General features: G+C 65.7%; 12 protein-coding genes and 2 CRISPR repeat arrays. Of the genes, 8 read left to right on the top strand and 4 right to left on the bottom strand.

The features are described 5' to 3' along the window. Positions 1–64: 64 nt before the first annotated feature. Entirely contained in the window at positions 65–2,056 is a 1,992-nt protein-coding gene (nhaA, locus tag AC0Z36_RS03995) for a Na+/H+ antiporter NhaA (protein ID WP_485461248.1), read from the bottom strand. A gap of 253 nt (positions 2,057–2,309) precedes the next feature. On the opposite strand from nhaA, the gene AC0Z36_RS03990 reads away from it, so the two are divergent. Then, positions 2,310–2,462 carry a transposase gene (locus AC0Z36_RS03990; protein ID WP_485461325.1) on the top strand — a complete coding sequence of 51 codons (153 nt, stop codon included), beginning with the start codon at positions 2,310–2,312 and terminating at the stop codon, positions 2,460–2,462. Then, on the top strand, positions 2,459–3,235 hold the full coding sequence (locus tag AC0Z36_RS03985; RefSeq protein ID WP_485461247.1) for an IS3 family transposase: 777 nt from the start codon (positions 2,459–2,461) through the stop codon (positions 3,233–3,235). Before AC0Z36_RS03990 ends, AC0Z36_RS03985 begins: the two co-directional genes overlap by 4 nt. A 166-nt stretch (positions 3,236–3,401) precedes the next feature. Beyond that, positions 3,402–4,221: direct repeats of the CRISPR family, unit length 30 nt; unit sequence GTTGCTACCCCTCAAAGGGGCGATGACGAC. A gap of 110 nt (positions 4,222–4,331) precedes the next feature. Here the strand turns inward: AC0Z36_RS03985 and cas2 are convergent. From cas2 to AC0Z36_RS03970, 3 genes are read right to left on the bottom strand one after another with little or no spacing between them, the layout of a single operon-like run. Further along, a complete protein-coding gene (gene cas2, locus AC0Z36_RS03980; RefSeq protein WP_485461246.1) occupies positions 4,332–4,595 on the bottom strand; it encodes a CRISPR-associated endonuclease Cas2 in 264 nt (87 codons plus the stop codon). 4 nt (positions 4,596–4,599) lie between these two features. Then, a complete protein-coding gene (cas1b, locus tag AC0Z36_RS03975) occupies positions 4,600–5,580 on the bottom strand; it encodes a type I-B CRISPR-associated endonuclease Cas1b (protein WP_485461245.1) in 981 nt (326 codons plus the stop codon). Continuing rightward, positions 5,580–6,095, bottom strand: coding sequence for a CRISPR-associated protein Cas4 (locus AC0Z36_RS03970; RefSeq protein ID WP_485461244.1), 516 nt, complete (start codon positions 6,093–6,095; stop codon positions 5,580–5,582). Before AC0Z36_RS03970 ends, cas1b begins: the two co-directional genes overlap by 1 nt. Before the next feature lie 386 nt (positions 6,096–6,481). Between AC0Z36_RS03970 and AC0Z36_RS03965 the strand changes: the two genes are divergently transcribed. From AC0Z36_RS03965 to AC0Z36_RS03940, 6 genes are all read left to right on the top strand, one after another. Further along, the gene (locus tag AC0Z36_RS03965; RefSeq protein ID WP_485461243.1) at positions 6,482–7,210 is read left to right on the top strand and encodes a CRISPR-associated endoribonuclease Cas6; all 729 of its coding nucleotides are present in this window, start codon (positions 6,482–6,484) and stop codon (positions 7,208–7,210) included. Next, on the top strand, positions 7,207–8,673 hold the full coding sequence (locus AC0Z36_RS03960) for a hypothetical protein (protein ID WP_485461242.1): 1,467 nt from the start codon (positions 7,207–7,209) through the stop codon (positions 8,671–8,673). Before AC0Z36_RS03965 ends, AC0Z36_RS03960 begins: the two co-directional genes overlap by 4 nt. Next, positions 8,670–9,707, top strand: a complete 1,038-nt coding sequence (gene cas7i, locus AC0Z36_RS03955) for a type I-B CRISPR-associated protein Cas7/Cst2/DevR (RefSeq protein WP_485461241.1) — start codon at positions 8,670–8,672, stop codon at positions 9,705–9,707. Before AC0Z36_RS03960 ends, cas7i begins: the two co-directional genes overlap by 4 nt. Next, positions 9,704–10,360: a CRISPR-associated protein Cas5 gene (gene cas5, locus AC0Z36_RS03950; RefSeq protein WP_485461240.1), complete on the top strand. Its 657-nt coding sequence runs from the start codon at positions 9,704–9,706 to the stop codon at positions 10,358–10,360. Before cas7i ends, cas5 begins: the two co-directional genes overlap by 4 nt. A gap of 41 nt (positions 10,361–10,401) precedes the next feature. Continuing rightward, on the top strand, positions 10,402–12,786 hold the full coding sequence (gene cas3, locus AC0Z36_RS03945; RefSeq protein WP_485461324.1) for a CRISPR-associated helicase Cas3': 2,385 nt from the start codon (positions 10,402–10,404) through the stop codon (positions 12,784–12,786). 121 nt (positions 12,787–12,907) lie between these two features. Further along, positions 12,908–13,330: a CRISPR direct-repeat array (repeat unit 30 nt; unit sequence GTCGTCATCGCCCCTTTGAGGGGTAGCAAC). 426 nt (positions 13,331–13,756) lie between these two features. Then, positions 13,757–14,140, top strand: coding sequence for a transposase (locus tag AC0Z36_RS03940; RefSeq protein ID WP_485461239.1), 384 nt, complete (start codon positions 13,757–13,759; stop codon positions 14,138–14,140). Positions 14,141–14,237: the final 97 nt, after the last annotated feature.

Here is a 14,237-nt window from a genome sequence, read left to right as displayed (position 1 = left end):
CGGGTTGCCGGCACGTAGGGGAAATCCGTACGCGATCCTTCTAAGGATTCTTCTAAGGATTCTTCTAAGGATTCTTCTGAAGATTCTTCTCAAGCCGGTCGCGCCGGAACCAGCTGACAACCCGGCGGATGTGTGACGCCCCGTCAGTGGTTGTCGGTTTGGTCATCGGCAAGGAGTCGATGAACGCGCGCTCCTTGGCTGTGTGGACGGCGGCGGAGAGCGTCGTGATGTCGAAAGCCCCGTGATGGCGGCGGCCGTTGATGAAGAACGTCGGTGTGCCGGACACGCCGCTGAGGTCTGCGGACTCCTCGTCCGCCGTGACCCGGGCCGCGCCCCGGTGGGAGTGCAGTGCTTCGCGGAACCGCTCGACGTCGAGCCCCAAGTGCGCGGCGTGATCGAGTAGATGACGGGGCTTCAGGGTGTCCTGCTGGACCAGGAGCCGGTCGAGCATGGTCCAGAAAGCGCCCTGTTCGGCGGCGGCCTCGGCGGCCTCCGCCGCCAGGCGGGCGTTGGGGTGCACATCGGTGAGTGGCAGGTGCCGCCAGACGTAGCGGACCTCACCGTGGTCGGCGAGCAGCTCACGGATGACCGGTTCGGCCTGACCGCAGTACGGGCATTCGAAGTCCCCGTACTCGACCAGCGTCACCGGGGCGTCGACGGGACCGCGGATGTGGTCGCGCTCCGGGTCGACCGGGACCGCCAGGTCGATGACGCTCTGGGCGGTGCCCAGGAGCACCCGCGACCGCAGCGGCTGCGGGAGTACGGCCGTCACGACGGAGACCAGCCAGGTCAGGATGAAGGAGCACAGCACGGCGCTGAGGATGCCGGTCTTCGCTTCGTCGAGTTCGGCACCTTCGAAGGCCAGCGTCGCGATCAGCAGCGACACGGTGAACCCCACACCGGCTATCGTGCCGCCGCCGAACACGGCACCCCAGCCGACCGGCGGACGCAGTCGGCCACGGCTGAACAGGGTGGTCAGCGCGGCGGTGCCGATGATTCCCACCGGTTTGCCCACGACGTAGGCGAACAGGATGCCGAGCGTGATGGGGGAGGTGAAGGCCCGCGACAGCAGGCCTCCGTCGATGGTGATGCCCGCGTTGGCCAAGGCGAACAACGGGACGATCGCGTACGCGGTCCACTGCTCGTACATCCGCTGGAGGCGGGCGTTCGGCGACAGGGCCGCCGCCATGCCGAGGCGGGCGGAGCGCTCCAACTCCGGGGTCGGCTGCTCACGGAACTCGCGGAACAGATCGCTGGCACGCTCCAGATCGCCGCGGGACGCCGGATAGGCGTACGTCAGCAGCCCCATCAGCAACCCGACCACAACCGGATCCACCCCGGACTTCAGTACGGCCACCCAAGTGGCGGTGCCCAGCAGCGCGTACACCGAGCCGCGCCGTACTTTGCCGGCCCGGACGAGCACGATGGCCGCGATCAGGCCCACGGCCACGAGCAGCGCCGGCACATCGATGTGTTCGCTGTAGACGACGGCGATGACAACCAGGGCCACGAAGTCGTCGACGACGGCGACAGTGAGGATGAAGGTGTGCAGGCGACTGGGGAACCGGGCGCCGAGCAGCGCGAGCATGCCCAGGGCGAAGGCCGTGTCCGTGGACATGGCCGCGCCCCAGCCGTGCGCGGAGGACTGCCCCGCGTTGATGCTCAGGTAGATCAGTACGGGTACAGCCATCCCGCCGAGGCCCGCCAGCAGGGGCAGTGTGAGCCGCCGTCGCTCACGGAGCTCACCCATGTCGAACTCGCGGCGCGCTTCGAGCCCGACGACAAAGAAGAACAGGGTCATCAGGCCGCTGTTGACCCATTCGCGGAGATCCAGGGAGACCCCGGAGTCACCGAGCCGGAGGGAGAGATGGGTGCCCCACATCGACTCGTAGGACTCGGCACCGATGTTCGCCCAGGCCAACGCCGCGAACGCGGCGGCCAGGAGGACCGCGGCGGCACCGCTCTCAGTACGGATGAACGCCCAGCGGTCCGTGGGGACCTCAGGGCTGAATCCGGTCTGTCCGGACAGGGGGGATGGATCACTCGGCTGCGTCATACGTGTGACTCCCTGGTTTTCGCATCGAGCTGCCGAAGTGAAACGGCGGCCGTCTCCGCGCGGTGGTGACGGCCGTCGATGCTCTCAGTCTCGCGCAACCGGGGTTCGGCGCCCCCACTCTTCGACGGTGAGTTGGGCGGGGGGATACTGGCTGTGACCTTCCCCTCGTAGTGTGGAGCCGTGACTGCAGGGGAAGTTGAGAGTCAGGGCGGAGAAGCGACGGAAGTTCGACGCGGAGTTTCGTGAGGGGGCTGTGCGGATCGTGGCCGAGACGGGTCGGCCGATCGCGCAGGTCGCGCTGGAGCTCGGGATCAATGAGACGACGCTGGCGAACTGGGTGTCGCGGGCCAGGAGGGCCGGCGGGGACGGGGTACTGAGGGGGACCCGGCGTTGCTCGTCGGGGTGATCAGCGACCAGAGGACCGGGTACGACATCCCGCACACCGTTGCCTGCCGCGCGCTGGGCGTGTCGCAGGCGTGGTTCTACAAATGGCGCCGCCGACCGGCCGAGCCGACGAAACGCGAGGTCAGGAGGATGCGGCTGGAAGAGAGGATCACGCACTTCTTCCGCGAGTCAGGCGACACCTACGGCTCGCCGAGGATCACCTTGGATTTGTGGGCCGAGGGCTGGCAGGTCTCGGTGAACACGGTCGCCGAGATCATGGCCGACCTCGGGCTCCAGGGCCGCAAGCCGCCGCGCCGACGCCGCTCGCTGACCCGTCAGGGCAAGCGCCGCGCCTCCCCTGACCTGGTGCGTCGCAGATTCGACGCGGTCGCGCCTGACGTGTTGTGGGCCGGCGACATGACCGAGATCGAAACCGGTGAGGGCAAGCTGTACCTCGCCACCGTCCTGGACCTGTTCTCGCGACGCCTGCTCGGCTACGCGATGGGCGCCCACCATGACGCTGCCCTGGTCGGGGCCTCGCTCAAAATGGCGGCCGCCACCCGGGGCGGCGACGTGGAAGGCGTGATCTTTCACAGTGACCGCGGCAGCGAATACACCAGCGAGGCGTACAACAGCCTGTGCGACAGGCTCGGAGTGGTCCAGTCCATGGGACGTGTCGGATCAGCCCTGGACAACGCCGCCGCCGAGTCGTTCAACTCACTGATCAAGGTCGAGCACATCCACCGGCACCACTTCGCCACCCGCACCGAGGCCCGGCTGAAGATCGCCACCTGAATCACCGACTTCTACAACCCGCGCCGACGCCGGCCTGGCACCCATCGAATTCGAACGAACCATCAGCGAAGCACGTGCCCGGCACCATCAGAAGGACCAAGCCGCATAAGGAAGGTCTCTACGCTTCCAGGGGATTGACAGGGGACGTAGGCGCTGGCCCAGACATGTTGCTACCCCTCAAAGGGGCGATGACGACCCCCTTACCGCCCGTGCCGCTGGTCGGACCGAACTTGTTGCTACCCCTCAAAGGGGCGATGACGACGTACAAGGCGATCGACACGATTGCTTCGGATGCTTGTTGCTACCCCTCAAAGGGGCGATGACGACAGCGACGGCACGCGCGGCAGCGGACGTCCAGGACGTGTTGCTACCCCTCAAAGGGGCGATGACGACCAGGACCGTCGGCCTGCTTTCGACGTCCACTCCGACGTTGCTACCCCTCAAAGGGGCGATGACGACTGAGGCCCAGAAGAGTTCGGCGACGGGCCAGCGGTGTTGCTACCCCTCAAAGGGGCGATGACGACAGCTGATACTCGCCCGGAACCCCCATGACCAGTCCGGGTTGCTACCCCTCAAAGGGGCGATGACGACGTGACTACTTCGTCGGCGACCTTGTCACAGTTTCCGTGTTGCTACCCCTCAAAGGGGCGATGACGACTACGAGGGCCTTGGACGTAGTCATGTAGTCAGTGGGTTGCTACCCCTCAAAGGGGCGATGACGACTCCATGCAAAAGCCGTCTGCGACGTACTGTCCGCGTGTTGCTACCCCTCAAAGGGGCGATGACGACGGTGATGCGGCACGTTTGCACGCAGTCCGAAGCGGAGTTGCTACCCCTCAAAGGGGCGATGACGACCCAGGGTGACGGTAGCGGAGTGGGTGGGGTACCGCAGTTGCTACCCCTCAAAGGGGCGATGACGACGTCCAAACCCAAGGGGACCGCACGGCGGACATCTAGTTGCTACCCCTCAAAGGGGCGATGACGACCCGAGGGTAAAGCCCCAGGTCAGAGCAGTGCTTTAAGCCCGCGCTCAGGCCCTTTTTGCAGCAGTCCGCCGGTAGTGTAGCGCCGCAGGTCAGAGCGTTGCAGATGCTGCTCACAGGACGGTGTCCTGGTTTCCCATCTCCACGCCCATCCACGTTGATTCGATCAAGGCCTGAGACGCCGTGCGATAGATCCGGATGCTGTCGTAGCCGAGGTCTAGGTGCACTTCCAGGGCGGCAGTCAGCGATCTGTACTGTGCTGAGGACAATTCTCCTTGGAAGACGCTGCGCTGCACCCAGTGCAAGTACTTTCGGCAGGTTCGCAAAACCTTGGGGTTGCGTTCCACAGCGGTGTCGTAGACCAGGATCACGAACATCGCCTCACCACCACGGTTGGAAGGGTTTGTACGGCACGTCCTCAAGGCACAACCGGACGACCTTCAGCGCCTCCAGATGGATCAGTTCCTCGTACGACACCTTCCGCTTCAGTCGACGATGGTGAACCGTCGTCCCGAGTTCCTCGCGCAGCATCACGGCTACCTTCTTGCGACCAGCCACGCTCAGGCTGGCCTGGCTCACGTCGGTCTCGAAGTCGGAAGGCTGCAAGGTCTTCTGCGCGGCAGCGCGTTTCAGGAGCCGTTCAGCGAACAGCGGTTTGAACGGTTCGGCAAGGTCGAGCGCGAGGGTGTTGCGACGTCGGTCGGTGTCGGCATGGAGAAAACCGATGGCCGGATGGAGTGGAGTGGCCCGCAGAGCAGTCAGCACTCGCGTGTAGACAAGGGAGTTCGCGTAGCTGATGAAGGCATTCCCAGCATTTGTCGGGGGTCGCCGCGTCCGTCCGTCCATCCGTAGCCAGGCGGGCAGGATGGTGTCGAGAACTTCCCAGGACGTGCGCCGGAAGTTGCCTTCCTGGCCCATGAGTTGATCGGTGTCCGTGCAGTGGGGGATCTGTGCGTCGAGCGCCGCGAGGGCACTGTCAAGGAGCTCGGTATCCAGCGCCCATTTGATGTTGGTGGCCGTAGAGCCCACGAGGGATCGGGCGACTTCCAAGCGCCGGGCCGGGTCGGCGGTCAGTTCGACTTGTCTGCGTACTACGGTGGCCGAAGCCATGTCTTCAGCCGGAGTGATGGCGCCGGCGTAGTTGCCGTAAAAATCCAGGATATGAACGGTGACGCCGTTGCGGCTGAGCAGCGAAATCACGGAGGTGTTGAGATCCACGTGGTCGAACAGGACAAGGTCCTTGATATCCGTGACCGGGAGACGGATGGGCGTGCCGTTGGGTTTCTCAATCCGGATGCTGTTGTCTTCCCGCCGGATGCGGCAGGGTTCGGTGAGGTAGTACGTACGTCCCGCAGCGGGCATCAGACATCCCCCCAGCAGTAGTCACGATAGGAACAGCCCTTGCAAGCGGACCGCGGCAGCCGTCCAGGTGATGTTTGTGCGTTGATCACCGTGAGTGCCTGGCGTTCAGCAGCTTCAGCCTGGGTGCGGGGTCCAGCAGCCCATGGGACTTCGACGGTGCGGCGGATGAGCGGGTAATGGATCCGCCCGCCACGTACGTGCACGCCTCTGCGTTCCAGGAGCAGACAGTAGTGCCGTACCTGCATTTCGTGGGCTGGGTCCGGCGCTCGCGACGACTTGGTCTCGTGGACGACAGCCCCTGTCGTGACCCAGTCGATCTTCGCTTCCCCGAGATCCACGTCCCTGCGACGGGTGAAGGTGGTCTCGTCCACGACCTCACCGAAGGCGACTGCGTCACTGCCGGCCTCCGGGCGGAAACCCTTGGCGTAGAGCCAGAGTTGGCGGGGGCAGTGGGCCAGGTACTTGATGTGGACGCCGCCCAGCGAAGGGGGAGGCTCGGAGTTGTCCTCAGGCATGGTTGGTCCTGCCTTGTCGATAGAAGAATTCGACCTTGCTGGTTCTCGCCGATGAGGTGGCATCCAGCCCGTACGATGCGGAGCGGACTGGTGCATTCCGGTCTTCAGCTCTCCCTGAGAGGGGTCGCAATGGAGGAAGTTGCGCGGATTCATCCCGGCGCCTGAGCGAGTTATCGGCCCTGTGAGGGGCAAGCACGGCTGCATGTCAGAGGGGCTCTGTACCGTCCACGACGGTACAGGGTCCTTCTTGGCGTCAGGGTATCCACGGTTGCTGGACTGTCCTGTAGTTTGTGGCAAATTTCCGCGCAACTTCCTCCCGAGGGTTGTGCGGCATGTAGCTTCCTCTTCAAGTGCCTGAACTCCAACGCGCAGAAGGGTGGTTCGGTATGAGGCTGAGTTTTCGCATCAGTACCTCTGCCTCGGAGATCCCGTGGTCGGAAGTGCTGCGGCCGGGACGGAACCTGGCGTATGAACTGCTGGGTGAGCAGGCGCCGGAACTAGGCGAGACGCTTCACCACCAGGGCTGGGGGCCGCACGGCATGGTGCCGTTCGGACACGGTGCGCCGACCTTTACCAGCGCCCCCCGCCGCCGGGGCCACTACGCAACCGGCGGTGGCGGTTTCGTCGAGTTCGGCTCCCCGCTCCTGGGGGTGGTCCAGAGCTGGGCCATGGCGCTCGCGTCCCGCAAGGTCCTGGACTGGGGCGGCGTGGCGCTCAAGATTCAGAAAATCGAACTACTGCCGGCGCCGGAGTTCTCCTCAGGACAGGCGATCATGCGTACAGCGACGCCGGTGGTGATGAAGGGCTCGGGGCGTGACGATGACGGCGTACGGACGACCCGGCAGGCCTGGGTCCTCCCCACAGAGCCGGAGTTCCCGGCCTACTTCGCCGGAAGTCTGCGGCGCAAGGCCGAGACGTTAGGCCTCGATCCTGATGTGACCTTGGAGGAAATCCGCTGGGTCGGGCCCAAACGGTCCTTCGCTGTCAAGAGCGGACTCAAGGTCGGGGCGCCGGTCGAAGTCGCCTTGCGCGGCGCTCCGGAGACCCTGCAGGCGCTGTGGTCCTGGGGGCTGGGGCAGGCAAATTCCGCCGGCTTCGGCTGGGTGTCCGCATGACCAGCGAGCAGCGGGCCAGGGAGGCCGAACAATGCCGACTCGTCCTGACACCACATCCATTACAGCGGGTGGGCGCGTTCGCCCTCGCGAACGTCGCGCAGTGCGGCCATCCGGACGAAGTCACCGAGCACGCTTTCTCAAAGGCCGTGACGGAGATAGCGGACGAGGCCTTCAAAGCCGCCAGGATCGCTTCGACCAAAGATGACGGCGCCTTCTGGCTGAAGACCAGTTTCGGTTTCTTCCCCAACTCGAAGATGAACCACCCGTCGCGGCTCAAGCAGCCGAAGACCGGAACACGGGACCTCGCGGCGGACATCACCGAGTGGCGCACCCGCCCCGAGCCCGAAAAATGGCCCGGCGTTCCCTGTGTGCTGTGCGGACGATCTGCCGTCGACTTCTACGGCAAGACCGATGTACCCCTCGCCGAGGGACGGAAGTACCGCAACACCACGCCCCGAGGACACGCAGGCATGGCGCTTTGCTGGCCGTGCGTCTGTTCCTTCCACGCGTTGCCCTACGGATGCCGGTTGACCGGCGGCCCGAGCACCGCGCTGCACTCCTGGGACGAGAACCTGATGAGGCAGAGCACGAGCCGGCAGGTGCGTGCCACACGACCACTGATCACCGTGGGCTCAACTCCCACACCGGAGTTCACCGGAGCCCGCGATGCTCTGGCCCTGTCCAGACTGCGCGCGTACGACAAGCGGGTCACCGCTGGCGTCGACCTGTACGTCTTCAGCAACGACAACCGGGGCTCCTCCCTGGAGACCTACACCGTGGACCAGCCACTGGCCGAATGGCTGCGCGGCATTGCACGCTCAGACTCCGGCCCGACCGGCTATCGAGCACTGATCGCCGCACACCGGAACACCTACCACCCGGGCATCACCGGACTGGCGCGCAACGCACTGCGTTCCCCCCACCGAATCGTCCCCGCCGCCGCCCGCTACGCCTTCGGACGGCTCGCCCGTACCGGCATCCCGCCGGAGCACTCCCAGGAACTGGCCGCAGTGTGCCGGTCTTACGCAACCGAGGTGATGCAGATGGAACCGCACGACATCGATGCGATTCGAGGATTGTCCCGCAACCTCGCAGTGATGCTGGAACCGGAAACCTCCCCGGGCAAACTGCGGCAAATGCGCAACGTGTTCAAGGACAACCGGGCGCTGCGCCGCTGGCTGGAAGCTACAAACGTGGACCGTCTGCTCGACCCGAAAGCCCCGTCCGAACCCATGTACGGAGTCCAGCAGGCGGAGCTGCTGTTCGCGCCGGACGGCAACGGCTGGTTCTTCAAACACCTGCTGCTGGTCGGGGTGGTGGAGGAACTCGGCAGACTCGGCTGGAAGCTGCCTGACTCGCCCGAAGTGCAACAGGAGCGCGAAGAGCTGGCCGAAGCGGTCAAGACGGCGGCGGAGAACGCCGAAATCGACGACCGCCACATCGAAGGGAACGATGAACAGTGAGCCACCTGGTCGGAAAGATCGCCCTGGACATCAACGCGGGTGCGCCCAACAACGGCAAGAGCGACGACAACGTCGCAAGGATCAAGAAGCTCACCGTCGGCCGGGAGGAATACCCGTACGTCTCCGCTCAGGCGTTCCGGCGCTGGTTGCGGGACTCCATCCCCGTGCAGGAACCGCGCTCTCCGGTGACCCGGGTCGGTGACAAGAAGAAGCAGCAGGCTTACACCGGAGGCCGACCGGACCTCTACCTGGACGACGACATCTTCGGGTACATGGTGGCGCTCAAGGGCGCGTCCATCCAGCGGGACACCGTACTGGCCACCGGCACCCTCGTCTCGGTTCTCCCCCAGAAGCCGACGCAGGACTACGGCACGATGACCCGCGGCTTCGCACCTGGCGAGAACCCCGTACTGCATGAACACGAGCTCTACACCGCTGACCTCGCCGGCGACATCTTGCTGGACCTGCCACGGGTCGGGGTTTTCGAGGCGGACGGCGCCGGTCTGAAGGTCGCGCTCTCTGCCCAGGCCGCCGAGGAGGCAAAGGCCGCCGGTGCCGAGGAGACGAGCTTCCGCGGAGTCCGGTCGGTGCGGTTGCCGCTGGCCGAACGTCGCCGTCGGGCCGCGCTGATCCTCCGTACGCTGTCCGCGGTCCAGGGTGGCGCCAAGCAGTCGCTCCACTACGGGGACCGGGCCCCCGCGCTGCTGTTGCTCGCCCCGATGAAGGGCGGCGTCAACCCCTTCACCCGGGTCCTGACCGGCCGCAAGGAGCAGGGAGCGATCCGTACCGTCTTCGCCGACAAAGTGTTCCGTGAGGAACTGGACGCGTGGGCCGATGAGTTGGACGGTCCGGTCTTCCTCGGCTGGGCGCCCGGGTTCCTCGGCGAAGAGCGGGAGCGGGTGACCGACGCACTGACTGATCTCGTCAAGGCCGAGCGCGTTGTCATCGCCCATCCCCGCGTCATCCTGCGGGACTTGGCCGCCGACATTGAACAGGGCAGGCGCGACGACTGGTTCGAGGACGCGAAAGCATGACCGCAGCGCTGGAGGTCACCGTCACCGCCGAGGTCGCATCCTTTCGCGACCCGCTGTACGCGGCCGTCCAGGTCGGCTTGCCCTGCCCGACCCCCGCGACCGTCGGCGGGATGCTCGCTGCCGCGGCCGGCGGCTGGGATCGCGTTGACCCCGCGTTCCGGGTAGCGATGGCTTTCCGTGCCGAAGGGAGCGGCGTCGACCTGGAGACCTACCACCCGCTGGACGGCGGCGGGGGGGCCAGCGACCCGGTGCCGCGGGACAGGGAGTTCCTGGCCCGGGTCACGTTGACCGTGTGGATCCTCGACGAGCCTGGAGTGTGGCGACAGCGTCTGAGACGGCCGGTGTGGCCGCTGCGGCTCGGCCGCAGTCAGGATCTCATCGGACTGAGCCTGCGCGATGTCGAACTCGGTGCAGGACCGGCGACTCAGGGGCACGCGCTGGTCCCTGCGGAGAACACCCCCAGCGGCGCCCTGCTGCAGCTGCCCACCGCGGTGGCCCGGGACCGGTCGCGGACCTGTTGGGATCCATACCGGTACGCCCGCACTGGAAGCCCTACGCAGATCGCTGCGGATGCGGCGGACGACCAGGGGCGAGCTGTCGTACTCCTGAAATCCTTCCACCCCATCCGAGCGGAGAACGGGTCGGCGCCGTGACGTCCTTGACCGAATACCAGGCTAAGAGCTCTGTGTTCGGTATGCCGGCCGAGCGGCTTGTCGATCACCTCTTGGCGACGCTCGCCGCCGCCCGGCTCCTGCGGCGGCGGATCGGTGAACTGGGCTGTGTCCCAGCACGGATGGGGGTGAGCTTCTGGGACGCGGTTGAGCTGGCGGCCCTCCTGCACGACGCCGGCAAGATCCCCCAGGGTTTCCAGGACATGGTCACCGGAGTGAAACGCCGCTGGGGGCACCGGCATGAGGTGGTGTCCCTGGGCTTCGTCAACGAGCTGCTCACCGATCCGGCGCTGCGGATGTGGGTGGCTTCGGCGGTGGCCACCCATCACCGGACGCTGACGGGGGAGAACCGCCCTGGCAAGGAATCGCTGGCACAACTGTACGGGGCATGTACAGAAAGCCGGTTCGTCCAGGAGATCGGACAGGTTGATAGCAAGGTCGCCGCTGAGCTGCTGTCCCGGTTGGCTGGCGCGGCCGGCCTGGTGGCCGATCCGGACCTGCGGCTGCGTGTCGGCTCAGGTGACGATGTGGTGCCACAGGCACATCGCCTGCTCGATGAACTGTTCGAGCGCTGGGAGGGCGAGGTTGACCGGGAAACCGGTCTGGTCGCGGTACTGCTGCAGGGCGCGGTCACGTTGGCGGACCACCTGTCCTCGGCCCACGGAGTCTTGCATTCCCGGCAGCCGATCGGGCCGGAACTGTGTGAGCGGGTGGAGAAGCGCTGGCCTCTCCATCCCCATCAGCGCGCAGCCGCTGCTGTCAGCGGCCATCTGATCCTGCGCGGGCCCACCGGAAGCGGAAAGACCGAGTCCGGTCTGTTGTGGGCTGCGGCCCAGGTCGGCGAGTTGATTGCGCTGACCGGAGGAACACCCCGGTTGTTCTTCACACTTCCGTACCTGGCGTCGATCAACGCGATGACCGGTCGGCTCGGGCAGCTGGTGGAAGACACCGATGCCATCGGTGTCAGCCACTCCAAGGCCGCGTCCTACCATCTGTCCGCTGCGGTCTGCCCGGAGGACGGTACGGATGAGGAGCACGGGGGTGACCACCGGGCCGATGCTGCCCGCAAAGCCGTGGCCAGGCAGAACGCGACGCGACTGTTCCGCGAGACGGTCCGGGTCGGCACGCCGTACCAACTTCTTCGCGGGGCACTCGCCGGCCCCGCGCACAGCAGCATCCTGATCGACTCGGCCAACTCGGTCTTCATCCTGGATGAGCTGCACGCGTACGACACCCGGCGGCTCGGCTTCATCCTCGCGGCGATGCAACTGTGGGAGTCCCTGGGCGGGCGCATCGCCATCCTGTCGGCCACGTTGCCGGGGAGGCTCACCAGAACCGCCTCGACCCCAGGAAGCGGCAGCGGCAGCGGCCAAGGGCTCATTCCGCGCACACTCAAACACAATGTGACCTTGGTGGACGGCTACCAGCGCAACGCAAAAGCCCGCCACCGGCTGCGCATCGATCCAGCGCACCTGACCGACCCGGCTTCGTTGGCTCAGATCGAGACCCGCATCCGGGCCGGCCAGTCCGTGCTCGTCGTAGCCAACAACATCCGTGATGCCCAGACGGTGTTCCGTACGCTCGGGCCGTTGGCTCAGCAACTGCACGGACAGCAGGCGGCGATGTTGCTGCATGGCCGGTTCCGCCGTGGCGACCGCTCACGGATCGAACAGCGAATTCATACGCGGTACGGCTCGGGAAAACTACGCGTGCCGGGTCTGCTCGTCGCTACACAGGTGGTCGAGGTCTCGCTGGACATTGACATGGATGTCTTGCACACCTCGGCCGCCACGCTGGAAGCGCTGCTCCAACGGTTCGGCCGGGTCAACCGGCTGGGACTGCGAGAGGCAGCCGATGTCTGTCTCCACCCGCCGGCCTACGCCGTACGGCGTGGAGGAGGTGGCGAGCACGCTGACGGGGTTTACCCACGTCACCCTGTCGAAGCGGCCTGGAAGATCCTCGAACAGCAGGACGGAAGACTAATCGACGAGGCGGCTGCGAACCAGTGGTTGGACGAGATCTACGACAGTGTGTGGGGCGACGCGTGGGAGCGGGAGGTGATGGATCATCAGGAGGCGTTCACTCGCGACCTGCTGACCTTCCGTGCGCCGTTTGAAGACCGTGAACCGCTGGCCGAAGCTTTCGACAAACTCTTCGACGGCAGCGAGGGGATTTTGCAGGAGGATGTGGATGCCTATCGCGCGGCCTTACTGTCCGCGCCGGGCAAAGCGGGGCGGCTCCTGGCGGAGGACTACCTGATCCCGCTGCCCTGGTACGCCTTCGGAGCATGGAACAAGAAGCTCAAGGTCAATGTGATCGACGGTGACTACTCCGAGACGGAAGGGCTTACTGCCGTACGGAATTCCCGTCCGGGGGGCCGGGGCTACCAGATGGGGGAGGTGATCTGACGGATCATGCGGCGCTTGGGGCAAGGCTCTGACCTGCGGCGTTACACTACCGGCGGACTGCTGCAAAAAGGGTCCGGATGCGTGCTTAGAGATGTGCTCTGGCCTGGGGTTTTACCCTCGGGTCGTCATCGCCCCTTTGAGGGGTAGCAACTGCGGTACCCCACCCACTCCGCTACCGTCACCCTGCGTCGTCATCGCCCCTTTGAGGGGTAGCAACATGTACGGAACGTCAGCTCTGATGCCTTTGCGGACGTCGTCATCGCCCCTTTGAGGGGTAGCAACCTCCACTGCGACACCTTGACCACATCGCCGGGTTTCGTCGTCATCGCCCCTTTGAGGGGTAGCAACTCGGCAGCCTGCTGCGCCGACGGAGTCAACGCCTCGGTCGTCATCGCCCCTTTGAGGGGTAGCAACATGAGAACGGCGTGCCCCTGTGGGCGCCGGAGGAGGTCGTCATCGCCCCTTTGAGGGGTAGCAACCAGTGCTCCGGGGTGTGGTCGAGGTGGGCGGTGGTGTCGTCATCGCCCCTTTGAGGGGTAGCAACACGCATACGAGCTGCGCGACCCAACCGTATTCCGGGTCGTCATCGCCCCTTTGAGAGGACGTTCACACCGTCTTTGTGCCGCTATACACAGATCTACACCCTGCCGGAAATCGGCAGATATAAGGGTCTTTGAGAAGAAAGTCGCGGCTGTTCAAGCCTGCCCAGTCGGGCAGTTCGCTGTTGTTCATCCCGGTAGCTCCTGTCCGGTTCGAGGATGCCCGGAACGCGGATTTCGTCTCACCCGAACGAGCGATATCCCCGCCAAGCGCACGGTGAGTCAGTGGACTTATGACCCCACAGTCGCAGCGCCCTACCTACCGTAGCGACCTCACCGACGCCCGTTCGGACTCCCTCTCTGTCAGCCTTGGGTGAGACGTCCCGCTTTGTCGGGTTAGCCTGAGAGGGCACGACAGGAGCCCCCACCCCATGACCGTCACCGCGCCCACCGGGTCCGACCCCGCGCCCCGCGCCAAACGCCGAACGTTCACCGCGGAGTACAAACTGCGGATCGTCGCCGAGTACGACGCCGCCCCGAAGAACGAGAAGGGCGCGGTTCTGCGCCGCGAACGGCTCTACCACTCACACGTCCAGGAATGGCGGGCCGCCCGGGACGCCGGAGCACTGGAGAACCTGGTCGACCGCCGCACCGGCCCGGCCCGGCCCAAAAAGCCGACCGCCGAGGCGGAGAACGACAAACTGCGCCGCCGGGTCGAACGGCTGGAGAAGGAACTGGCCCGCAACAAGGCCGCACTGGAGATCCTGGGAAAAGCTTCGGCGCTCTTGGAAATGATCTCCGAGAGCGCGGACTGACGAGCACCGCGGACCCCGTCCTCGATGAGGCGTTCACCGGTGTCGAGGGCGAACTGGGCACCACCGCGGCCTGCCGCCTGACCGGCCGCTCCCGCGC

The sequence above is a fragment of the Kitasatospora sp. UYEF31 genome (assembly GCF_057291755.1).
This window is presented reverse-complemented; position numbering and strand designations above follow the sequence as displayed.